This is a genomic window from Paraburkholderia sp. RL17-380-BIE-A, from assembly GCF_046028085.1.
Classification (GTDB): domain Bacteria; phylum Pseudomonadota; class Gammaproteobacteria; order Burkholderiales; family Burkholderiaceae; genus Paraburkholderia.
In genome coordinates, this window is record NZ_JARESQ010000020.1 from 90,441 (window position 1) to 111,667 (window position 21,227).

Annotated in this window: 27 protein-coding genes and 1 tRNA gene; 27 read left to right on the forward strand and 1 reads right to left on the reverse strand. The window is 62.1% G+C overall.

Features of this window, described 5'->3' with window-relative positions:
* The first annotated feature begins 43 nt into the window (after positions 1-43).
* From P0D68_RS28560 to P0D68_RS28655, 20 genes are all read left to right on the forward strand, one after another.
* Positions 44-976 carry an ABC transporter ATP-binding protein gene (locus P0D68_RS28560; protein WP_091798486.1) on the forward strand — a complete coding sequence of 311 codons (933 nt, stop codon included), beginning with the start codon at positions 44-46 and terminating at the stop codon, positions 974-976.
* Positions 973-1,728, forward strand: coding sequence for an ABC transporter permease (locus P0D68_RS28565; RefSeq protein ID WP_091798489.1), 756 nt, complete (start codon positions 973-975; stop codon positions 1,726-1,728). Before P0D68_RS28560 ends, P0D68_RS28565 begins: the two co-directional genes overlap by 4 nt.
* A gap of 15 nt (positions 1,729-1,743) precedes the next feature.
* Complete coding sequence (locus tag P0D68_RS28570; RefSeq protein WP_006052280.1) at positions 1,744-1,983, forward strand: BolA family protein; 240 nt, start codon at positions 1,744-1,746, stop codon at positions 1,981-1,983.
* Between the two features lie 111 nt (positions 1,984-2,094).
* Positions 2,095-3,357 (forward strand): UDP-N-acetylglucosamine 1-carboxyvinyltransferase, encoded by a 1,263-nt coding sequence (gene murA / locus P0D68_RS28575; RefSeq protein WP_408301980.1) that lies wholly within the window; start codon positions 2,095-2,097, stop codon positions 3,355-3,357.
* Entirely contained in the window at positions 3,354-4,052 is a 699-nt protein-coding gene (gene hisG, locus P0D68_RS28580; RefSeq protein ID WP_091798495.1) for an ATP phosphoribosyltransferase, read from the forward strand. Before murA ends, hisG begins: the two co-directional genes overlap by 4 nt.
* Positions 4,053-4,111: 59 nt before the next feature.
* The gene (gene hisD / locus P0D68_RS28585; protein ID WP_091798498.1) at positions 4,112-5,434 is read left to right on the forward strand and encodes a histidinol dehydrogenase; all 1,323 of its coding nucleotides are present in this window, start codon (positions 4,112-4,114) and stop codon (positions 5,432-5,434) included.
* Between the two features lie 170 nt (positions 5,435-5,604).
* A complete protein-coding gene (hisC, locus tag P0D68_RS28590) occupies positions 5,605-6,675 on the forward strand; it encodes a histidinol-phosphate transaminase (RefSeq protein WP_408185653.1) in 1,071 nt (356 codons plus the stop codon).
* Positions 6,676-6,788: 113 nt separating this feature from the next.
* Positions 6,789-7,376, forward strand: coding sequence for an imidazoleglycerol-phosphate dehydratase HisB (gene hisB, locus P0D68_RS28595; RefSeq protein ID WP_007180208.1), 588 nt, complete (start codon positions 6,789-6,791; stop codon positions 7,374-7,376).
* Positions 7,377-7,443: 67 nt separating this feature from the next.
* Complete coding sequence (locus P0D68_RS28600; protein ID WP_408215335.1) at positions 7,444-8,064, forward strand: MarC family protein; 621 nt, start codon at positions 7,444-7,446, stop codon at positions 8,062-8,064.
* Positions 8,061-8,702: an imidazole glycerol phosphate synthase subunit HisH gene (gene hisH, locus P0D68_RS28605; protein WP_408301908.1), complete on the forward strand. Its 642-nt coding sequence runs from the start codon at positions 8,061-8,063 to the stop codon at positions 8,700-8,702. Before P0D68_RS28600 ends, hisH begins: the two co-directional genes overlap by 4 nt.
* A 214-nt stretch (positions 8,703-8,916) precedes the next feature.
* On the forward strand, positions 8,917-9,669 hold the full coding sequence (gene hisA / locus P0D68_RS28610) for a 1-(5-phosphoribosyl)-5-[(5-phosphoribosylamino)methylideneamino]imidazole-4-carboxamide isomerase (RefSeq protein ID WP_042329166.1): 753 nt from the start codon (positions 8,917-8,919) through the stop codon (positions 9,667-9,669).
* A gap of 225 nt (positions 9,670-9,894) precedes the next feature.
* Entirely contained in the window at positions 9,895-10,668 is a 774-nt protein-coding gene (gene hisF, locus P0D68_RS28615) for an imidazole glycerol phosphate synthase subunit HisF (protein WP_408301910.1), read from the forward strand.
* A 1-nt stretch (position 10,669) separates the two neighbouring features.
* Positions 10,670-11,080, forward strand: coding sequence for a phosphoribosyl-AMP cyclohydrolase (hisI, locus tag P0D68_RS28620; protein ID WP_177205060.1), 411 nt, complete (start codon positions 10,670-10,672; stop codon positions 11,078-11,080).
* Complete coding sequence (locus P0D68_RS28625) at positions 11,077-11,472, forward strand: phosphoribosyl-ATP diphosphatase (RefSeq protein WP_091798513.1); 396 nt, start codon at positions 11,077-11,079, stop codon at positions 11,470-11,472. The genes hisI and P0D68_RS28625 overlap by 4 nt, the downstream gene beginning before the upstream one ends.
* 115 nt (positions 11,473-11,587) lie before the next feature.
* Positions 11,588-11,983: a DUF4870 family protein gene (locus P0D68_RS28630; protein WP_091798516.1), complete on the forward strand. Its 396-nt coding sequence runs from the start codon at positions 11,588-11,590 to the stop codon at positions 11,981-11,983.
* 81 nt (positions 11,984-12,064) lie between these two features.
* Complete coding sequence (locus P0D68_RS28635; RefSeq protein WP_091798519.1) at positions 12,065-12,430, forward strand: histidine triad nucleotide-binding protein; 366 nt, start codon at positions 12,065-12,067, stop codon at positions 12,428-12,430.
* A gap of 250 nt (positions 12,431-12,680) precedes the next feature.
* The gene (gene tatA, locus P0D68_RS28640) at positions 12,681-12,920 is read left to right on the forward strand and encodes a Sec-independent protein translocase subunit TatA (RefSeq protein ID WP_007180217.1); all 240 of its coding nucleotides are present in this window, start codon (positions 12,681-12,683) and stop codon (positions 12,918-12,920) included.
* Between the two features lie 39 nt (positions 12,921-12,959).
* Positions 12,960-13,487 (forward strand): Sec-independent protein translocase protein TatB, encoded by a 528-nt coding sequence (tatB, locus tag P0D68_RS28645; protein ID WP_091798523.1) that lies wholly within the window; start codon positions 12,960-12,962, stop codon positions 13,485-13,487.
* A 34-nt stretch (positions 13,488-13,521) separates the two neighbouring features.
* Positions 13,522-14,301 carry a twin-arginine translocase subunit TatC gene (gene tatC, locus P0D68_RS28650; protein ID WP_091798526.1) on the forward strand — a complete coding sequence of 260 codons (780 nt, stop codon included), beginning with the start codon at positions 13,522-13,524 and terminating at the stop codon, positions 14,299-14,301.
* Between the two features lie 162 nt (positions 14,302-14,463).
* Complete coding sequence (locus P0D68_RS28655; RefSeq protein WP_408301914.1) at positions 14,464-14,814, forward strand: DUF1493 family protein; 351 nt, start codon at positions 14,464-14,466, stop codon at positions 14,812-14,814.
* 27 nt (positions 14,815-14,841) lie between these two features.
* On the opposite strand, the gene P0D68_RS28660 is transcribed toward P0D68_RS28655, so the two are convergent.
* On the reverse strand, positions 14,842-16,068 hold the full coding sequence (locus P0D68_RS28660) for a Do family serine endopeptidase (protein WP_091798532.1): 1,227 nt from the start codon (positions 16,066-16,068) through the stop codon (positions 14,842-14,844).
* A gap of 19 nt (positions 16,069-16,087) precedes the next feature.
* On the opposite strand from P0D68_RS28660, the gene P0D68_RS28665 reads away from it, so the two are divergent.
* The 7 genes from P0D68_RS28665 (at position 16,088) to P0D68_RS28695 (ending at position 21,225) form a co-directional block, all read left to right on the forward strand.
* Entirely contained in the window at positions 16,088-16,834 is a 747-nt protein-coding gene (locus P0D68_RS28665) for a Nif3-like dinuclear metal center hexameric protein (RefSeq protein ID WP_408301916.1), read from the forward strand.
* A gap of 231 nt (positions 16,835-17,065) precedes the next feature.
* Complete coding sequence (gene petA / locus P0D68_RS28670; RefSeq protein WP_091798537.1) at positions 17,066-17,686, forward strand: ubiquinol-cytochrome c reductase iron-sulfur subunit; 621 nt, start codon at positions 17,066-17,068, stop codon at positions 17,684-17,686.
* Positions 17,686-19,065, forward strand: a complete 1,380-nt coding sequence (locus P0D68_RS28675; protein WP_091798540.1) for a cytochrome b — start codon at positions 17,686-17,688, stop codon at positions 19,063-19,065. The genes petA and P0D68_RS28675 overlap by 1 nt, the downstream gene beginning before the upstream one ends.
* 22 nt (positions 19,066-19,087) lie before the next feature.
* Complete coding sequence (locus P0D68_RS28680; RefSeq protein WP_408185658.1) at positions 19,088-19,843, forward strand: cytochrome c1; 756 nt, start codon at positions 19,088-19,090, stop codon at positions 19,841-19,843.
* Between the two features lie 95 nt (positions 19,844-19,938).
* Entirely contained in the window at positions 19,939-20,550 is a 612-nt protein-coding gene (locus P0D68_RS28685; RefSeq protein ID WP_006052302.1) for a glutathione S-transferase N-terminal domain-containing protein, read from the forward strand.
* 70 nt (positions 20,551-20,620) lie between these two features.
* Positions 20,621-21,130, forward strand: coding sequence for a ClpXP protease specificity-enhancing factor (locus P0D68_RS28690; protein ID WP_408301919.1), 510 nt, complete (start codon positions 20,621-20,623; stop codon positions 21,128-21,130).
* A 19-nt stretch (positions 21,131-21,149) separates the two neighbouring features.
* Positions 21,150-21,225: transfer RNA gene (locus tag P0D68_RS28695), tRNA-Thr, on the forward strand.
* The last annotated feature ends 2 nt before the right edge of the window (positions 21,226-21,227 follow it).

The window sequence follows — 21,227 nt, forward strand, 5'->3', positions numbered from 1 at the left end:
TCCGGGCTCCTTTAGGCGCCGCGACGCACGCGGCCCACAGTCAATGTCAGCCATAGAAATTCGTAACGTCAAGAAGCGCTACAAGGACTTGCAGGCGCTCAAGGGCGTCAGCCTTACAGTTGAAGAGGGCGAGTTCTTCGGGCTGCTCGGTCCGAACGGCGCGGGCAAGACAACGCTCATCAGCATCCTCGCCGGGCTCGCGCGCGCCGATGAAGGCAGCATCGCCGTGCGTGGCCACGACGTGGTCAGCGATTTCCGCGCTGCGCGTCGCGCACTCGGCGTTGTGCCGCAGGAGCTCGTGTTCGATCCGTTCTTCACGGTGCGCGAAACCTTGCGCATTCAGTCCGGCTACTACGGTCTGCGCAACAACGACGCGTGGATCGACGAGATCATGGCCAATCTCGACCTCACCGACAAAGCCGACGCCAATATGCGCGCACTGTCGGGCGGTATGAAGCGCCGCGTGCTGGTCGCGCAGGCGCTCGTGCACCGGCCGCCGGTGATCGTGCTCGACGAGCCGACCGCGGGCGTCGACGTCGAATTGCGGCAAACGTTGTGGAAATTCATTTCGCGCCTGAACCGCGAAGGCCACACTATCGTGCTGACCACGCACTATCTGGAAGAAGCCGAATCGCTGTGCGATCGCATCGCCATGCTGCGGCGCGGCGAGGTCGTGGCGCTCGAGCGCACCAGCACGCTGCTGCAACGTTTTGCCGGTATGCAACTGTTCCTGCGGTTCGCGCAAGGCGTATTGCCGGCCGATCTGCGTCCGCTCGAAGTGGAGAGCGGCACGGGCAACGGCAACGGCCGCCAGCATCTGCTGCGTCTTGCAAGCTACGACGACGTCGAAAAAATTCTCGCGCAGTGCCGCACGGCGGGCTGCACATTCGAAGAAATCGAGGTCCGCAAAGCCGACCTCGAAGATGTGTTCGTTCAGGTAATGAACGGTCCGGAAGTGATCGAGGGACTTGCATGAGCGGTTTCCGTACGCTGTTTTACAAAGAGCTCCTGCGGTTCTGGAAGGTGGCGTTCCAGACGGTGCTGGCGCCGGTCATTACCGCGCTGCTCTATCTGACGATTTTCGGTCACGCCTTGCGCGGTCACGTGCAGGTCTATCCGGGTGTCGAATACACGAGTTTCCTGATTCCGGGTCTCGTGATGATGAGCGTGCTGCAGAATGCATTCGCCAATAGCTCGTCCTCGCTGATCCAGTCGAAGATCACGGGCAACCTGGTGTTCGTGTTGCTGCCGCCGCTGTCGCACTACGAGATGTTCGGCGCCTATGTGCTCGCGGCCGTGGTGCGCGGTCTCGCCGTGGGTTTCGGCGTGTTCATCGTGACGATCTGGTTCGTGCCCGTCAGCTTCACCGCGCCGCTGTTCATCATTCTGTTCGCCATTTTCGGCGCGGCGATTCTCGGCACGCTGGGTTTGATCGCGGGTATCTGGGCCGACAAATTCGACCAGCTCGCCGCGTTTCAAAACTTTTTGATCATGCCGCTCACGTTCCTCTCGGGCGTGTTCTACTCGACTCACACGCTGCCACCGGTGTGGCGTGAAGTGTCGCGGCTCAATCCCTTTTTCTACATGATCGACGGCTTTCGCTACGGGTTCTTCGGGATGTCGGATATCAATCCGCTCGTGAGCCTCGCGATCGTCGCCGGTTTCTTTGTGGTGCTGGCCGTGGTGGCGATGCGCATGCTCGCTTCCGGCTACAAACTGCGCCACTGATCAGGAGCTTCTCTCATGTTGCCGACTCCCGAACAGGTCAAGCAATACATCGCGGCTGGGCTCGCCTGCCAGCATCTCGAAGTCGAAGGCGACGGCCAGCATTTCTTTGCGACCATCGTTTCGCCGAGCTTCGAAGGCAAGCGTCTGATTCAACGCCATCAACTCGTGTACGCGGCGCTCGGCGACCGCATGCGCGAAGAAATCCACGCGCTCAGCATGAAGACGCTGACGCCCGCCGAATGGCAGAACGCATAATCTGGAAATTTAGTGCGAATTACTCAAGAAGGGCGCGACGCCGGTAGCGGCGCGCCGAACACAGTCAAAGCAGCCCCGGCCGAAGTCCGGGTCAATCAGGAACTGACAGGCATGGATAAACTCGTCATTGAAGGTGGCTACCCGCTGTCGGGTGAAGTCGTCGTCTCGGGTGCGAAGAATGCGGCGTTGCCGATTCTGTGCGCGGGTCTGCTGAGCGCGGAACCGGTGCATCTGGAGAACGTGCCCGACCTGCAGGACGTGCGCACGATGCTCAAGCTGCTCGGCCAGATGGGCGTGCAGATCGAGAGCGGCGAAGGCCGCGTGTCGCTGAACGCGTCGAAGGTGGATAACCTCGTCGCGCCGTATGAGATGGTGAAGACCATGCGCGCGTCGATCCTCGTGCTCGGCCCGCTGGTCGCGCGCTTCGGTCACGCGCGTGTCTCGCTGCCGGGTGGCTGCGCAATCGGCGCGCGTCCGGTGGATCAGCACATCAAGGGCCTGCAGGCCATGGGTGCCGAGATCACGATCGAGCACGGCTTTATCGAAGCCCGCGCGAAGCGTCTGAAGGGCACGCGCATCGTCACCGACATGATCACCGTGACCGGCACCGAAAATCTGCTGATGGCAGCCGTGCTGGCTGAAGGCGAAACCGTCATCGAGAACGCGGCACGTGAGCCGGAAGTCGGCGACCTCGCGCATCTGCTGGTCGCGATGGGCGCAAAGATCGAAGGCATCGGCACCGATCGCCTCGTGATTCAGGGCGTCGACAAGCTGCATGGCGCGAAGCACACGGTGATTCCCGATCGCATCGAAGCCGGCACGTTCCTGTGCGCGGTGGCGGCAGCCGGTGGCGACGTCATGCTGCGTAAAGTGCGTCCGCTGATTCTCGAAGCGGTGACCGAAAAGCTGCGCGAAGCCGGCGTCACGGTCGAAGAAGGCGACGACTGGATGCGCGTGCGCATGGACAAGCGTCCCAACGCGGTTACGTTCCGCACCTCCGAATACCCGGCGTTCCCGACCGACATGCAGGCGCAGTTCATGGCGCTGAATACGATCGCGAACGGCACCTCGCAAGTCGTCGAGACGATCTTCGAGAATCGCTTCATGCACGTGCAGGAATTGAACCGGCTCGGCGCGAACATCACGATCGACGGCAACACCGCGCTCGTGAGCGGCGTCGAGCAGCTCTCCGGCGCGAAGGTCATGGCGACCGATCTGCGCGCGTCCGCGAGTCTCGTGATCGCCGCCTTGCGTGCCGACGGTGAAACGCTGATCGACCGGATCTATCACCTCGACCGCGGTTACGACCGGATGGAAACCAAGCTCACCGCTATCGGCGCGAAGGTGCGCCGTATCTCGGGGAGCCAGGCATGAGCGCGATGCCGCAAACTTCGTCGTCGCCGGCGGTGAGCGCGCCGCTCACGCTAGCGTTGTCGAAAGGGCGTATCTTCGAGGAGACGTTGCCGCTGCTCGCCGCAGCCGGCATCGAAGTGGCCGAAGATCCGGAAACCTCGCGCAAGCTGATCCTGCCGACCACGGACGCCAATGTGCGCGTGATCATTGTGCGCGCCACCGACGTGCCGACCTATGTCGAATACGGCGCGGCCGACTTCGGCGTGGCGGGCAAAGACGTGCTGCTCGAACATGGCGGCAGCGGCCTGTATCAGCCGGTCGACCTGGATATCGCGCGCTGCCGCATGTCGGTCGCGGTCGCGGCCGGTTTCGATTATGCGAACGCGGTGCGCCAGGGCGCGCGCTTGCGCGTGGCGACCAAGTACGTTGAAACCGCGCGCGAGCATTTCGCCGCCAAGGGCGTGCACGTCGATCTGATCAAGCTGTATGGCTCGATGGAACTGGCGCCGCTGGTCGGCCTGGCCGACGCAATTGTCGACCTGGTGAGCTCGGGCAACACCTTGCGCGCCAACAATCTTGTCGAGGTGGAGGAGATCATGCAGATTTCGTCGCGCCTCGTTGTGAACCAGGCGGCGCTCAAGCTCAAGCGCGCCGCGTTGCGGCCGATCCTCGACGCGTTCGAACGCGCGTCGAAAGCCGGCTCGACGACGGCCTGATACTGATCGTGTTGGTGTGACCACGTTCTAGAGCGCGCCTTACCGAAACGGATACCCGTATGTCTATCAAGATTCGCAAACTCGATTCCACTGCTCCCGACTTCCAGAAGTCGCTGCACGCGGTGCTCGCGTTCGAGGCGAGCGAAGACGAAGCAATCGAGCGCTCGGTCGCGCAGATTCTGAACGACGTGAAGGCGCGCGGCGACGCCGCGGTGCTCGAATACACGAGCCGCTTCGACCGTGTCGAAGCCAGGAGCGTGAGCGCGCTCGAACTGCCGATGGCGGAGCTGGAAGCGGCGCTGGAAGGTCTGGAGCCCAAGCGCCGCGCGGCGCTCGAAGCGGCGGCGGCGCGGGTGCGCGGCTATCACGAGAAGCAGAAGATCGAATGCGGCAGCCATAGCTGGCAATACACGGAAGCCGACGGCACCGTGCTCGGCCAGAAGGTCACGCCGCTCGATCGCGCGGGTATCTACGTGCCGGGCGGCAAGGCGGCGTATCCGTCGTCGGTGCTGATGAACGCGATTCCGGCGCGCGTGGCCGGCGTGCGCGAAATCGTCATGGTCGTGCCGACGCCGGACGGCGTGAAGAATCCGCTGGTGCTCGCTGCCGCGCTGCTGGGCGGCGTGGATCGCGTGTTTACGATCGGTGGCGCGCAGGCGGTCGGCGCGCTCGCGTACGGTACGGAAACGGTGCCCGCGGTCGACAAGATCTGCGGTCCCGGCAACGCTTATGTCGCGTCGGCCAAGCGCCGGGTGTTCGGCACGGTCGGCATCGACATGATCGCCGGGCCGTCGGAAATTCTCGTGCTGTGCGACGGCACGACCGACCCGCGCTGGGTCGCGATGGACCTGTTCTCGCAGGCCGAGCACGACGAACTCGCGCAGTCCATTCTGCTGTGTCCGGACGACGCGTTCATCGGCCGCGTGAAAGATGCGATCGACGAACTGCTTCCCACCATGCCGCGCCGCGATGTGATCCAGGCATCGCTGGAAGGCCGCGGCGCGCTGATCAAGGTGCGCGACATGGAGCAAGCCTGCGCGATCGCCAACGACATCGCCCCGGAACACCTCGAAATTTCGGCGCTGGAGCCGCAGCAGTGGGGCCAACTGATCCGCCATGCCGGCGCGATCTTCCTCGGCCGCTACACCAGCGAAAGCCTCGGCGACTACTGCGCGGGGCCCAATCACGTTTTGCCTACGTCTCGTACCGCACGGTTCTCGTCCCCTTTGGGCGTCTATGATTTCTTCAAGCGTTCGAGCGTGATCGAGGTCAGCGCGGAAGGCGCGCAGACGCTCGGCGAGATTGCCGCCGAACTCGCTTACGGCGAAGGCCTGCAGGCGCATGCCCGCAGCGCCGAATACCGGATGCGGCAAAACGGCTGAGGGCGTCGAATCCGGCGCTCGAACCGCGGGCATCGAGCCGATGCCCGCGAACGCCAGCGACGGATTGCGCGCGGTTCCACGTTCAATAACGACAACAGAGACCAACCTGGGGCGGCCAGCATGCCGCCGACGCCGGGCCGGCGTTTCCTCGCGGCCCGCTCCACCGACCTATGACGACACCTCAAGACATCATCCGCCGCGACGTGCTCGCGATGACGAGCTATCCGGTTCCGGACGCGACGGGCTATATCAAGCTCGACGCGATGGAAAACCCGTTCCCGCTGCCGCCGGTGCTGGCCGCGCATCTGGGCGAGCATCTGGCCGGGGTCGCGCTGAACCGCTATCCGGCGCCGCGCCCGGATGCGCTGATCGAGAAGATCAAGCGTGTGATGAAAGTGCCCGCCGGCTGTGACGTGCTGCTCGGCAACGGCTCGGACGAAATCATCAGCATGGTGTCGGTCGCGTGCGCGCAGCCGGGCGCCAAGGTGCTCGCGCCGGTGCCGGGCTTCGTGATGTATCAGATGTCGGCGAAACTGGCGAATCTCGAGTTCGTCGGCGTGCCGCTGAAGGCGGATTTCACGCTCGACACCGAAGCGATGCTGGCCGCCATCGCCGAGCACCAGCCGGCGATCGTTTATCTCGCGTATCCGAACAACCCGACCGGCACGTTGTTCGACGACGCCGACATGGAGCGCATCATCGCTGCGGCCAATAAGAGCCTCGTGGTGATCGACGAGGCCTACCAGCCGTTCGCGCAGCAAAGCTGGCTGCCGCGCGCCGACGCGTTCGACAATGTCGTAGTCATGCGCACGGTGTCCAAGCTCGGTCTGGCCGGCATCCGTCTCGGGTATCTGGTCGGCAAGCCGGCCTGGCTGACCGAATTCGACAAGGTGCGGCCTCCGTACAACACCAACGTGCTCACGCAAGCCGCCGCCGATTTCCTGCTCGATCACATCGACGTGCTCGATTCCCAAGCCGCGCAATTGCGTGACGAACGGACGAAACTCGCGCACGCGGTGGCCGAGTTGCCGGGCGCCGAAGTGTTCCCAAGCGCCGGCAACTTCCTGCTGGTGCGCGTGCCGGATGCATCGGTCCTGTTCGAAACGCTACTGGCGGCGCGGGTTTTGATCAAAAACGTGAGTAAAATGCATCCATTGCTGGCCAATTGCGTGCGTTTGACCGTCGGTTCGCCGGAAGAAAACGCGCAGTTGCTCGCCGGACTGAAGCTCGTATTGCATTGAAAGCGTGCCGAATGGCCGCGCAAACGCTTGTCCCGACTGCGGAAAGCACGCGCGGCCCGACGTTTTCCCATCCCACCTACCTATCGCTTTCTAGCTAGATTCGAGGAATTACCATGCGCCTTGCGGAAGTCGTTCGCAACACCAGCGAAACGCAGATCCGTGTGAAGATCAATCTGGACGGCACCGGTCAGCAGAAGCTGGCCACCGGTGTGCCGTTTCTGGACCACATGCTCGACCAGATCGCGCGGCATGGATTGTTCGACCTCGAGATCGAAGCGCATGGCGATTTGCATATCGACGACCATCACACGGTCGAAGACACCGGCATCACGCTCGGCCAGGCCGTTGCGAAAGCGATCGGCGACAAGAAGGGCATCCGCCGTTACGGCCATTCTTACGTGCCGCTCGACGAAGCGCTGTCGCGTGTCGTGATCGACTTTTCCGGCCGTCCGGGGCTCGAATTCCATGTGCCGTTCACGCGCGCGCGTATCGGCACGTTCGACGTCGATCTATCCATCGAATTTTTCCGCGGCTTCGTGAATCACGCCGGCGTGACGCTGCATATCGACAACCTTCGCGGCCTGAACGCTCATCACCAGATGGAAACGGTGTTCAAGGCGTTCGGGCGTGCGTTGCGCATGGCTACCGAACTGGACGAACGCGCGGCGGGGCAGATTCCGTCGACCAAGGGCAGCCTTTAAGCGCTCATTAGCTGGCTCATTTACCTGGACCGGGAGCGGCGCCGATTGCGCTCGCGCCCGGTGTGCGATGGACATTCTGAAGTCGTTTATTTCGCTGCTGGCGCTGATCAACCCGGTCGGCGCCATTCCGTTTTTCATGAGCCTCACGGCGAATCAGAGCGACGCCGAGCGGCGCAGGACCATCCGGATCGCGGCGATTTCGGTGTTCTGCGTGATTGCGGTGACCACGCTGCTCGGGCAGCAGATCATCAGCTTCTTCGGCATTTCGGTCGGCTCGCTCGAAGTGGGCGGCGGGATCATCATGCTGCTGATGGCGATCAACATGCTGAACGCGCAGATCGGCAACAGCCGTTCCACGCCGGAAGAGCGCCATGAAGCCGAGCAGAAGGACAACATCGCGGTCGTGCCGCTGGCGATTCCGCTGTTGACCGGTCCGGGCGCGATCAGCACCACGATCATTTATGCGGCCGGTTCGGCGCACTGGTACGACCGCATCAGCCTCGTCGCGATCGGCGCGGTGTTGGCGGCGATCTGTTTTTTTTCGCTGCGCCTCGCCGAACCGATTGCCCGCTGGGTCGGTCGCACGGGTATCAACATCGGTACGCGGCTCATGGGTTTGATGTTATCGGCGCTGGCGGTGGAATTCATCGTCGATGGATTGAAGGCATTGCTGCCTAACTTGAAATGAAAACTTCGATAGCGATTGTGGATTACGGAATGGGCAACCTGCGTTCGGTTGCCCAGGCGCTGCGCAAAGCCGCGCCGGAAGCGGATGTGGCGATTGTCGACCGGCCGGAGGCGATTCGTGCCGCCGACCGCGTGGTGCTGCCAGGCCAGGGGGCGATGCCCGACTGCATGCGCAGTCTCGGCGAGTCCGGCCTGCAGGACGCGGTGATCGAAGCATCGCGCAGCAAGCCGCTAATGGGCGTGTGCATCGGCGAGCAGATGCTGTTCGACTGGAGCGCGGAGGGCGACACGCCCGGCCTCGGCCTGCTGCCCGGCAAGGTGCTGCGCTTTGACCTGGAAGGCCAACTGCAGGACGACGGCTCGCGCTTCAAGGTCCCGCAAATGGGCTGGAACCGCGTGCGTCAGACGCAGCCGCATCCGCTGTGGGACGGTGTCGCCGACAACGCGTTTTTCTACTTCGTGCACAGCTACTATGTGGTGCCGGACAACGCCGCCCATACCGCGGGCGAAACGGTCTACGGCGTGCCCTTTACCTCGGCGGTGGCGCGGGATAACATCTTCGCGACCCAATTCCACCCGGAAAAGAGCGCCGAAGCGGGGCTGCGCGTGTATCGCAACTTCGTGCACTGGAACCCGTGAGCGCCTTTCTTCATCCTGTTGCCGTGCGTCGCTCCGCCATAAGCGGAACGGGCGCCGTGCGCCACAATTGCGACACCACGATTTCGCTTGCCCACGACGCCACGCAAGGGCGTCGAAAGAGTTGTACTAAACTAGCGAAACGGCGTCCCGGCGGGCTGGACCTTCAGCCGCTCGCGCCGACCCTCAACCCATTCCCAGACAACACCCGATTGCTATGCTGCTGATTCCCGCCATCGACCTGAAAGACGGTCAGTGTGTACGCCTCAAACAGGGCGATATGGACCAGGCGACGATATTTTCCGAGGAACCGGCGGCGATGGCCCGACATTGGGTCGATCGCGGTGCCCGGCGTCTGCACCTCGTCGACCTGAATGGCGCGTTCGCCGGCAAGCCGAAGAACGAAGACGCGATTCGCGCGATCATCGAAGAGGTGGGCGGAGAGATTCCCGTTCAGCTGGGCGGCGGCATTCGCGACCTGAATACGATCGAGCGCTATCTGGACGACGGTTTGTCGTACGTGATCATCGGCACGGCGGCCGTGAAGAATCCTGGCTTTCTGCAGGACGCCTGCACGGCGTTCGGCGGCCATATCATCGTCGGGCTGGATGCGAAAGACGGCAAGGTCGCAACCGACGGCTGGAGCAAGCTGACCGGTCACGAAGTGGCCGATCTCGCGCGCAAGTTCGAGGACTACGGCTGCGAGTCGATCATCTACACCGACATCGGCCGTGACGGCATGCTGCAGGGCATCAACATCGAAGCAACGGTGCGTCTCGCGCGCGCGGTGAAGATTCCGGTGATCGCGAGCGGCGGTTTGTCGAACCTCGCGGACATCGAATCGCTGTGCGAAGTCGAAGACGAAGGCATCGAAGGCGTGATCTGCGGCCGGGCCATCTACTCGGGCGATCTCGACTTTGCGGCGGCGCAAACCCTCGCAGACCGGCTGCGCGAATCGGACGACGCTTAAGGCGGGGAGGCGGGGCCGGCAGGCTCGCCGCTCGCGCCTCGTGCGTTCGTCCGCTCGGCATCGCGGTGATCAAATCACCGGCGTCCGAGCAGCGCGGCCTGACACCGGCATACCGTCTCGAGCCGGTTGCGTGGAACTCACCGGCGGCGTGGCTCGCCGCGCCGGCACTGTGCCGCTCGTCCAGGCGAGCGGCCTCATCAGCGGTATTGGCAGAATTGCAAGATCATGGCTCTAGCTAAACGCATCATCCCCTGTCTCGACGTCACGGCTGGCCGCGTGGTCAAGGGCGTCAACTTCGTCGAACTGCGCGATGCGGGCGACCCCGTCGAAATCGCCCGCCGTTACGACGATCAGGGCGCGGACGAACTCACCTTCCTCGACATCACCGCGACCTCGGATCAGCGCGATCTGATCCTGCCGATCATCGAAGCGGTCGCCTCGCAAGTGTTCATTCCGCTGACGGTCGGCGGCGGCGTGCGCGCCGTCGAAGACGTACGGCGCCTGCTGAACGCGGGCGCGGACAAGATCAGCATGAATTCGTCGGCGGTGGCGAATCCGCAGCTCGTGAAAGACGCAACGGACAAATACGGTTCGCAATGCATCGTCGTCGCGATCGACGCCAAGCGCGTCTCCGTGCAAGGCGAAACGCCGCGCTGGGAAGTCTTCACACATGGCGGGCGCAAGGCAACCGGTCTGGATGCGATCGAATGGGCGCGCAAGATGGCCGAACTCGGCGCCGGCGAAATCCTGCTGACCAGCATGGATCGCGACGGCACCAAGAGCGGCTTCGACCTCGCGCTCACGCGCGCGGTGTCCGACGCGGTGCCGATCCCGGTGATCGCCTCGGGCGGCGTGGGCAATCTGCAGCATCTGGCCGACGGTATCAAAGAGGGCCACGCGGACGCGGTACTCGCCGCGAGCATTTTCCACTACGGCGAACACACCGTGGGCGAGGCCAAGCGCTTCATGGCCGATCAGGGCATTTCGGTGAGGTTGTGACGTGGTGAATCCCTCGGCAATCAATTGGCTCGACAAGGTCAGGTGGGACGCGAACGGCCTCGTGCCCGTGATCGCGCAGGAAGCGTCGACGAACGACGTGCTGATGTTCGCGTGGATGAACCGCGAAGCGCTGGCGAAAACCGTCGAAACGGGCCGTGCGGTGTATTTCTCGCGATCGCGTCAGCGGCTGTGGTTCAAGGGCGAAGAGTCCGGCCACGTGCAGCATGTGCATGAACTGCGGCTCGATTGCGACGAAGACGTCGTGCTGCTGAAAGTGGAGCAGGTGTCGGGCATTGCCTGCCACACCGGCCGCCACTCGTGCTTTTTCCAGAAATTCGAAGGCTCGGTGGAGGATGGCGACTGGGTCGCCGTCGATCCGGTGCTGAAAGATCCCGAACACATCTACAAATGACGCAATCCACGCAAACCACGTCGGCTAACCCCGCTTCCACGACCGACACGCTGCTGCGCCTCGCGGCGATCATCGACAGCCGCAAAGGCGGCGATCCGGACGTCTCGTACGTGTCGCGCCTGTTCCACAAGGGCGACGACGCGGTGCTGAAGAAGATCGGCGAAGAAGCCACGGAAGTCGTGCTGGCCGCCAAAGATGCGCGCCACGGCGGCGCGCCGAAGGCGCTGGTGGGCGAAGTCGCGGACCTGTGGTTTCACTGTCTCGTGATGCTGTCGCACTTCGATCTGAGCCCGGCGGACGTGCTCGCCGAACTCGAGCGCCGTGAAGGCATGTCGGGTATCGAGGAAAAGGCGCTGCGCAAGAGCCGCGACCGCGAGCAGAACGGCGACTGAGCGGCGACTGAGCGACGGCTGTGCCGCGGCGATCCGCGGCCGTCTTGAAGTGGCGAGCATCGGCGCCCATATTGCACTGAACACATCTGACGCGCATCCTCGGGAGGACGCAAGCATGGAACAGTCGCACGAAAGCTATCCGCCGCCGGCTTACCGCAATGCCCTCGAACCGGAACGCGAGCGCAGCCTGCGCACGCTCACCCACGTGCTGTATGCGCTGTACGCGGTCCACTGGCTGACAGGCGGCCTGACGATCCTGATCGCGATCATCATCAACTACGTGAAACGGCCCGACGTGGTGGGCACGCCCTACGAAGCCCATTTCGAATGGCAGATCCGCTCTTTCTGGATGGCGCTGCTGGGTTATGCGATTGGCGGCGTGCTGCTGTTCGTCGTGATCGGCATTCCGGTACTGTGGGCCGTGAGCATCTGGATGTTGTACCGTATTATCAAAGGCTGGCTGTATCTGTACGATAACAAGCCGCTCGCGAATCCGCGTGGCTGGTTCTGAGTTTCGTCCGACTGTTGCCGGGCCTGACATGAACTGCGCCGCGCACGCTTCGCGCTCCAGCCATACTGCGTCAGGAATACGATGAGCCACGACCCGAACTGCCTTTTCTGCAAGATCGCCGCCGGCGAGATCCCGTCGACCAAAGTCCACGAAGACGAAGAGTTCGTCGCCTTTCGCGACATTCGTCCGGCCGCCGAAACGCATGTGCTGGTGATCCCGCGCAAGCACATCGCCACGCTGTCGAATTGCACCGAAAGCGATGCACCGCTGCTTGGTAGAATGCTTGTCTTGACCGCGCGTCTGGCCGATCAGTTGGGCGTGGCGTACACCGGTGGCGAAACGGGCTTTCGCACGGTAATCAATACCGGCCCTGGCGGCGGGCAAGAGGTGTATCACATTCACGCACATATTCTCGCGGGACCTCGCCCCTGGCAGCGCATGGGCTGACAGGGCAACGCTGACAGGGCATCGCGGCGGCGCGGCGAGTTTTGTTCGTGGACAATAGCGCGAGCGTTGTTTTTGCCGCATTGTAACGACGCCGACGCGATCGTCTGGCCACAATGACATTCCGTGTCGCGGGTTGAATCGGAAGAACTCGCGGTAACGTATAGATGAAGCGCACGCGCTTCGATTCATGCCGCAAGGCGCACGAGTTTCACCGCATCATGGTGCGGTATCGGGGTTAAGGAGAGTAGTCATGGGTTCGTTGAGCATTTGGCATTGGCTGATCGTGTTGTTGATCGTGGCGCTCGTCTTCGGCACGAAGAAGCTGCGCAATATCGGCACCGATCTGGGTGGCGCGGTGAAGGGCTTCAAGGAAGGCATGAAGGAAGCCGAAACGCCGGCAGGCGAAGCGCAACAGCGCGAACTGCCGCGTAACGGCGCCGTGGATGTGGATGCGAAGGAAAAGGCGCCGCGTTCCGGCGATTACCGCTAAGCCGCGGCTTAACCGCGTTACTGACGGACATTCCACTTCATGCTGGACCTCGGTCTAACCAAGATGGCGCTGATCGGCGTCGTCGCGCTGGTCGTACTCGGGCCTGAGCGCCTGCCACGCGTCGCCCGTACGGCCGGCGCGTTGTTCGGCCGCGCGCAGCGGTATATCAACGACGTGAAGGCCGAAGTCACGCGCGAAATCGAACTCGACGAATTGCGTCGTATGAAAAGCGAGTTCGAGGCCGCCGCGACCAACGTCGAAACCTCTGTTCAGGACAATCTGCGCAAGCATGAGGGCGAGCTGAACGACGCGTGGAACAGCGGCACGTCGGTGTCGCCGAGCATTGCGGGCGGCGCGCTCGAAGACGTTGGCAACGCAGGCAATACGTCGTGGCCGAGCAGCACGCCGGCTGCGGCGCCCAAACGCAAGAACTGGCGCGTCAAGCAGACGGCCATGCCCACCTGGTACAAGCGCGCGACCACGCGCCGCACGCGCGTGCAGTCGGGTGCGGCGCGCGTGGCGCGGCATACGCCGGCCACCATGCGTCGTCCGACGCGCTTCTTCTGATGATCAGAACGACAATCTCTAACCGAGGGCCGGTGTGAGCGACCCCCAGCAAACCCAGGACGAAGGCACTGAAGAGACCTTCATTTCCCACCTCGTAGAATTGCGCGACCGTATCATTCGCGCCGGCCTTGCCGTCATCGTGGTGTTCGTGGGACTCGTGTATTGGGCGCCGGATATTTTCCGGTTGCTGGCGCGGCCTCTGATGCAGAACTTGCCGAAGGACGGCAAGATGATCGTCACCGACGTAACCGGCTCGTTCTTCGTGCCGATGAAGGTGACCATGCTGGTGGCCTTCGTGATCGCGCTGCCGATCGTGCTGTACCAGATCTGGGCGTTCGTCGCGCCGGGTCTTTATCAGCATGAGAAGAAACTGGTCGGGCCGCTGGTCGGCAGCAGCTACACGCTATTCCTGTGCGGCATGGCGTTCGCGTACTTCGTGGTGTTCCCGACCATTTTCCGCGTCATGGCGCACTACAACGCGCCGCTCGGCGCGGAGATGACCACGGACATCGACAATTACCTGAGTTTCGTGCTGACCATGTTCATCGCGTTCGGCGTGACGTTCGAAGTGCCGATCGTCGTGGTGCTGCTGGTTCGGATGAACGTGGTCACGCTCAAGAAGCTCAAGGAGATCCGTCCGTATGTGATCGTCGGCGCGTTCGTGATTTCGGCCGTGGTCACACCGCCGGACGTATTCTCGCAACTGATTCTGGCGATCCCGCTGATCGTGCTGTACGAAGCGGGGATTATTGCGGCGCGGTTGATCGTGGGTAAGCAGCCGGCGGTGATTGAGGACGCGGGCGCGTCGGATTAATGCTTAGGCGTGAATAAAACGAAAAGGGCGGTCTATTGCAGACCGCCCTTTTTATTGCGCGCTCGTTGCTCGCGGTTAGTTCATCCGAAGCTTTCGTGCGTCCACAATCATTTATCGATTGGCCATTGGATACAACGGCCCTGTAAAAGCAGAGGTTCACCTGTGAAGACAGAGACTTGGAGCAGTCTGAGCGCGTTTGTTGCGGAAGATGCCGGAAAACCGATTGTCGGTCGGCTCCAACTGGCGAGGGACACGGACCTGTATCACGATCTGGATATGGATCCAGCGCGTATCGCGGAATTTATGAGGAGATGGGCCGCACGCTTCGGCGTGGATGTGGGCGGTTTCGATCTGCACTACCATTACCCGGCTGCGAAGCTGAACATTGGCCCTTTCTTCGCCACCGTGGCCAAGTCGCCGTTCAGCGCCAGTGCGCGCGAAACCCTCGGCGGTAGATCGCTCACGCTCGGCATGCTCGAAGAGGCAATGAAAGCGGGGCGGTGGCAAGCGTAGCTCAACACGACCTGGCCCCCGCGCACCTCAACCCCCATCATCATCCTGCTGATCACCACCACCGCCGTTGTCCTCAACCGGTTGTTTCGGTGGAGGCGGGCGTTTGCCGATGGTGACGTCCAGATCCATCTCACGGCTCTTGCGCACGAGGTGCACCTTCGCCGCCGTGCCCGGTTTGATCTGCGCGATCACATTCAGCAGGCGAGTGGTGTCAGTGATCTCCTGCCCGTTCACGCTCACAAGGATATCGCCCGGCTTGATGCCAGCGCGGTCCGCAGGGCCGTTCTTCAGCACACCCGCCACGATCGCCCCAGACTTCTGCTCCAGCCCGAACGATTCGGCGATTTCCGGCGTGACGTCCTGCGGCTCGACGCCGATCCAGCCGCGCGTGACCGAACCCGTGGTGATGATGCTCTCCAGCACGCTGCGCGCCGTCGACACAGGAATCGCGAAGCCAATGCCGAGCGAGCCGCCCGAGCGGGAATAGATGGCGGTGTTGATGCCGAGAAGGTTGCCTTTCACGTCGACCAGTGCGCCACCCGAGTTACCCGGGTTGATGGCCGCGTCGGTCTGAATGAAGTTTTCGAACGTGTTGATGCCAAGGTGATTGCGCCCGAGCGCGCTGACAATACCCATGGTCACCGTCTGGCCGACGCCGAACGGATTGCCGATGGCGAGCACTACGTCGCCCACGCGCGTCTGGTCCATGCGGCCGAGCGTGATGGTGGGCAGGTTGGTCATGTTGACCTTGAGCACGGCCAGATCCGTTTCCGGATCGACGCCGATCACTTTCGCATTCGTGGTGCGGCCGTCGGCCAGCGCAATTTCGATCTGGTCGGCGCCGTCCACGACGTGCTGGTTCGTTAGAATGTAACCTTCCGAACTCACTATCACGCCGGAACCCAGATTCGACGCGGGCTGTTCCTGCTGCTTGCGCTTATTCTTGTCGCCGAAGAAGTAGCGGAACAGCGGGTCTTTCGCACGCGGGTCGGGTGGCAGTGAGCCATCCTTGCTGGAGAACACATTGACGACCGCGGGCATGGCCTTTTGCGCGGCGTCCGCATAGGACGCCTGGGCTGGGCCGCTGCCGATGCCTGGCGCCACTTCCCGCAGGGCGACGATCGGTTCGGCGAGTTGCTTGCCGAATTGCCCCTGGCGCTGCAGCCATTGCGGTTTGAGCGTCGCAATGATGAACATGAGCGCCAACAGCACGGTCACCGCTTGGGCAAAGAACAGCCAAAAGCGTCTAAGCATCTGAAGACTAGAGGTTTATATGGATCGGATCGAACTTGAATTGTACTTGAACAATCTCCTTGAAACCGCGCGCTTCAAGGACTATTGCCCCAATGGACTGCAGGTCGAAGGGCGTCGCAAGATCAATAAGCTCGCGACCGGCGTGACCGCTTCGGCGGCCTTCCTGGAGGCCGCGCTCGACTGGGGCGCGGACGCCGTGCTGGTCCATCACGGCTACTTCTGGCGCAACGAGGCGCCGCAGATCACCGGCCGCAAATATGCGCGTCTGAAACTGCTGATCGCCAACGAACTGAATCTGTTCGCTTATCACCTGCCGCTCGACGACCATCCCGAGTTCGGCAACAACGCGCAGATCGGCGCGAAGATGGGCTGGATCAGCGACGCGCGCTTCGGCGAGAACGACCTCGGCTGGCTCGCCACGTTTCCGATGCCGATCACGCTCGCTCACTTCACCGCGCAAGTCGAGCAGACACTCGGCCGCACGCCGCTCGTGTTCGGCGACGCGGATCGCGAACTACGCCGCGTGGCCTGGTGCACGGGCGCCGCGCAAGGCATGTTCGACGCGGCCATCAACGCGGGTGCCGACGTCTACCTGACCGGCGAAGTGTCGGAGTCGGTCATGCACACCTCGGCGGAAAGCGGCGTCACATTTCTCGCGGCCGGCCACCATGCAACGGAGCGCTTCGGCGTGCAGGCGGTGGGCAAGCATCTGTCCGAGCAGTTCGATATCGAACACCTCTTTATCGATATCCCTAATCCCGTTTGAATCACCGGATTTACGTAAAACGCATTAGCTAAGCAAAAGGCACGAATAACGCAGAGGGCACTTAAAAGGAGGTGCGAAAAAGTTTGCGATCCGTACGGAGTAACCCTGATTTATCAAGGGCTTCGCACGGTTTTTGGCAATCGGCCCTTGTAAATGGCGACTCCATTCGCGCAAACTAGCGGCGGTAGAAGCGACGTGAAGGAAAAATCCAACTCAGAAGTGGGGCGTGTGATGCGAGACAAGGAAGATGAACGCGTCGACGGCAGCCGCCGTACCTGGCTGATAGCGACGACCGTAGCAGGTGGCATTGGAGGCGTTGCCACTGTCGTACCCTTTGTTAGTTCGTTTGCACCATCTGAAAAGGCCAAGGCAGCAGGTGCCCCGGTCGAAGTCGATATTAGCGATCTCAAGCCCGGCGACATGAAGACCGTTGCCTGGCGCGGTAAGCCGGTGTGGATCATCAACCGCACCGACAGGATGCTCGCCGATGTCCAGAAAGCCGATAACGAAGTAGCGGATCCCCACACCAAGAATCCTTTTTCGATGCCGTTGCCGGAGTACTGCAACAACGAGTTCCGTTCACGCGCCGACCACAAGAACCTTTTCGTCGCCGTTGCCGTGTGCACCCATTTGGGTTGTACGCCGACGCCGCGCTTCCAGGAGGGCGCGCAGCCGAATCTTCCGGACGACTGGCCAGGCGGCTTTCTGTGCCCGTGCCACGGCTCGACCTATGACATGGCCGGCCGCGTCTTCAAGAACAAACCTGCGCCGCAGAACCTCGACATCCCGCCTTACATGTTCACGTCGGCTACCGGCCTCGTGATCGGCAAGGACGAGAAAGGAGAAGCGTAATGGCGATCGAACACGAAGTAGAGACGACCGGGCTGGTCGGCTGGATCGACCGGCGCTTTCCGCTGACCTCCACCTGGAAGAAGCACGTTTCCGAGTACTACGCGCCGAAGAATTTCAACTTCTGGTATTTCTTCGGTTCGCTCGCGCTCCTGGTGCTGGTCAATCAGGTCGTCACCGGCATCTTCCTCACCATGAACTACAAGCCCGACGCGACGCTCGCGTTCTCGTCGGTCGAGTACATCATGCGCGAGGTGCCGTGGGGCTGGCTGATCCGCTATATGCACTCCACGGGCGCGTCGATGTTTTTCGTCGTCGTGTATCTGCATATGTTCCGCGGGCTGATGTACGGCTCGTACCGCAAGCCGCGCGAGCTGGTGTGGATCTTCGGCTGCGCGATTTTCCTGTGCCTGATGGCCGAGGCGTTTTTCGGCTATCTGCTGCCGTGGGGCCAGATGTCGTTCTGGGGCGCGCAGGTGATCGTGAACCTGTTCTCGGCGATTCCGTTCATCGGGCCGGATCTGTCGCTGTGGATTCGCGGCGACTACGTGGTCTCGGACGTCACGCTGAACCGCTTCTTCGCGTTTCACGTGATTGCGATTCCGCTCGTGCTGATCGGTCTGGTGGTCGCCCACCTGGTCGCGCTGCATGAAGTCGGCTCGAACAATCCGGACGGCATCGAGATCAAGGCGAAGAAGGATCCGGACGGCATTCCGCTCGACGGCATCCCGTTCCACCCGTACTACTCGGTGCACGATTTCATGGGCGTGACGGTGTTCCTGCTGATCTTCGCCGCGATCATTTTCTTCGCGCCGGAGATGGGCGGCTACTTCCTCGAAGCGAACAACTTCGTGCCGGCCAACCCGTTGCAGACGCCGCCGGAAATCGCGCCGGTCTGGTACTTCACGGCCTTTTACGCGATGCTGCGCGCCACCACCGATCCGTTCAAGATTGTGTTGATGGTCGTGATCGCGCTGCTCGGCCTGCTCGCGCTGGTGCGCGCGCGCGGCAAGTGGAAGCTCGGTCTGCCGGTGCTCGCGGTGCTGGTGATTCTGGCCATGGCGTTCACCGAATCGAAGTTCTGGGGCGTGGTGGTGATGGGCAGCGCGGTGGTATCGCTGTTCTTCCTGCCCTGGCTCGACCGCTCGCCGGTCAAGTCGATCCGTTACCGGCCGTTCTTTCATAAGGTGTTCTACGGCATTTTCGTGCTCGCGTTCCTGACCCTGGCCTTCCTCGGCACGAAACCGCCGTCGCCGGTCGCCACGTTGATCGCTCAGATCTGCGCGCTGATCTACTTCGCGTTTTTCCTCGGTATGCCGTTCTGGACGCGGCTTGGCACGTTCAAGCAGCCGCCCGAGCGGGTGCGGTTCAAGCCTCACTAATCGCGAGCCAGGAGAACACGAAATGAAAAAACTGCTTACGAAGTGCGCGCTGATCGGCGTGACACTGCTCGCGGTGCTGGCCGCCCCGGCTCACGCGGACGAGAATTTCCCGCTCGACCGCGCGCCCGATAACGCGGAGAATTTCGCTTCTTTGCAGCACGGCGCGCAATTGTTTGTAAACTACTGCCTGAATTGCCACAGCGCGAATCTGATGCGCTACAACCGGCTGACCGACATCGGCATCATGCCGAACGAAATTCAGGCGAACCTGCTGTTCACCACGGATAAAATCGGTAACACCATGACCGTGGCGATGCGGCCCGAAGACGCGAAAGCGTGGTTCGGCGCGAGTCCGCCGGATTTGTCGGTGGAAGCGCGAGCGCGCGGCAAAGACTGGCTCTACACGTATTTGCGCAGCTTTTACCGCGACAATACGCGGCCGACGGGCTGGAACAATCTGGTGTATGAAAACGTGAGCATGCCTCACGTGCTGTGGCAGCTTCAGGGGCAACGTACCGCGAAGTTTGGTGACGAAACCGACGAAAAAACTGGCGAGACGGTACACAAATTTGTCGGCTTCCAGCAGGTCACTCCGGGGACGATGTCGCCGGTAGATTATGATTCTGCTGTGGCCGACCTCGTGTCGTACCTGTCATGGATGTCCGAACCGACCCAGAAAACCCGCAAACAGCTTGGCGTGTGGGTGCTGATGTTCCTCGGTATCCTGAGCTTTTTCGCCTGGCGACTGAACGCCGCGTACTGGAAACATATCAAATAATCACGCCGTCACCCGGCGTGGGGCCGGCGCCAGGAAAAACCTGCTGAACGGTTTTTCCGCGCGCTGGCCTTTCAGCTTTTTGAGGAAACGTAAACATGATGGTTCTGTATTCCGGCACAACTTGCCCGTTCTCCCAGCGCTGCCGGCTGGTGTTGTTCGAAAAGGGCATGGACTTCGAGATCCGCGACGTCGACCTGTTTAACAAGCCGGAAGACATCGCCGTGATGAATCCGTACGGTCAGGTGCCGATTCTCGTCGAACGGGACCTGATTCTGTACGAATCGAACATCATCAACGAGTATATCGACGAGCGCTTCCCGCACCCGCAGCTGATGCCGGCCGATCCGGTTCAGCGTGCCCGCGCCCGCCTGTTCCTGCTCAACTTCGAAAAAGAGCTGTTCGTGCACGTCGGCACGCTCGAAAACGAAAAGGGCAAGGCCGCCGAGAAGAATCACGAGAAGGCCCGTCTCGCGATCCGCGATCGTCTGACGCAGCTCGCGCCGATCTTCCTGAAGAACAAGTACATGCTTGGCGAAGAGTTCTCGATGCTCGACGTCGCGATTGCTCCGCTGCTGTGGCGTCTGGACCACTACGGCATCGAACTGTCGAAGAACGCCGCCCCGCTGATGAAGTACGCCGAGCGCATTTTCAGCCGCCCGGCTTACATCGAAGCGCTGACGCCTTCGGAAAAGGTGATGCGTCGTTGAGTTTGGCTTTGGGGTGAGGGCGCCGCGCGGCTGGGTGAGCGCGGGCCCGCGCCCGGTAAGAGGACTGTTGATGCAAGAGATTTCCACCAAGCCTTACCTGCTGCGCGCGCTCTACGAGTGGTGCACGGATAACGGCTATACCCCGCACATTGCGGTCCGGGTCGACAACCAGACGCGCGTGCCGCGTCAGTTCGTGCGCGACAACGAAATCGTGTTGAACATCAGCTTCGAGGCGACCAGCCAGCTGCAGATGGGCAACGAGTGGATCGAGTTCAGCGCGCGTTTCTCCGGCAAGTCGCACAAGATCGAAGTGCCGATCGCCAATATTCTCGCGATCTACGCGCGCGAAAACGGGCAGGGCATGGCATTCCCGGTCGAGTCGACAGGCGGTGAAGCGCAGGATTCGGGCACCGACGCCGAAGTGGCGGACGAGACCGAGGCGCCCGCGCCGCGTGCGGTCGAAACGGCGCCGGCCGCGGATGCCGCCGACGCCAAAGCGGAAAGCGCGACGGACGCCCCGCAGCCTGACGACGATGGATCGAAAGGTGGCGGAAGGGCTCGCCTCAAGATCGTAAAATGAAGTAGAATCACGGCCTCATGCCGGCTTAGCTCATCAGGTAGAGCGCTTGACTTGTAATCATGAGGTGGCGGGTTCGAGTCCTGCAGCCGGCACCAGT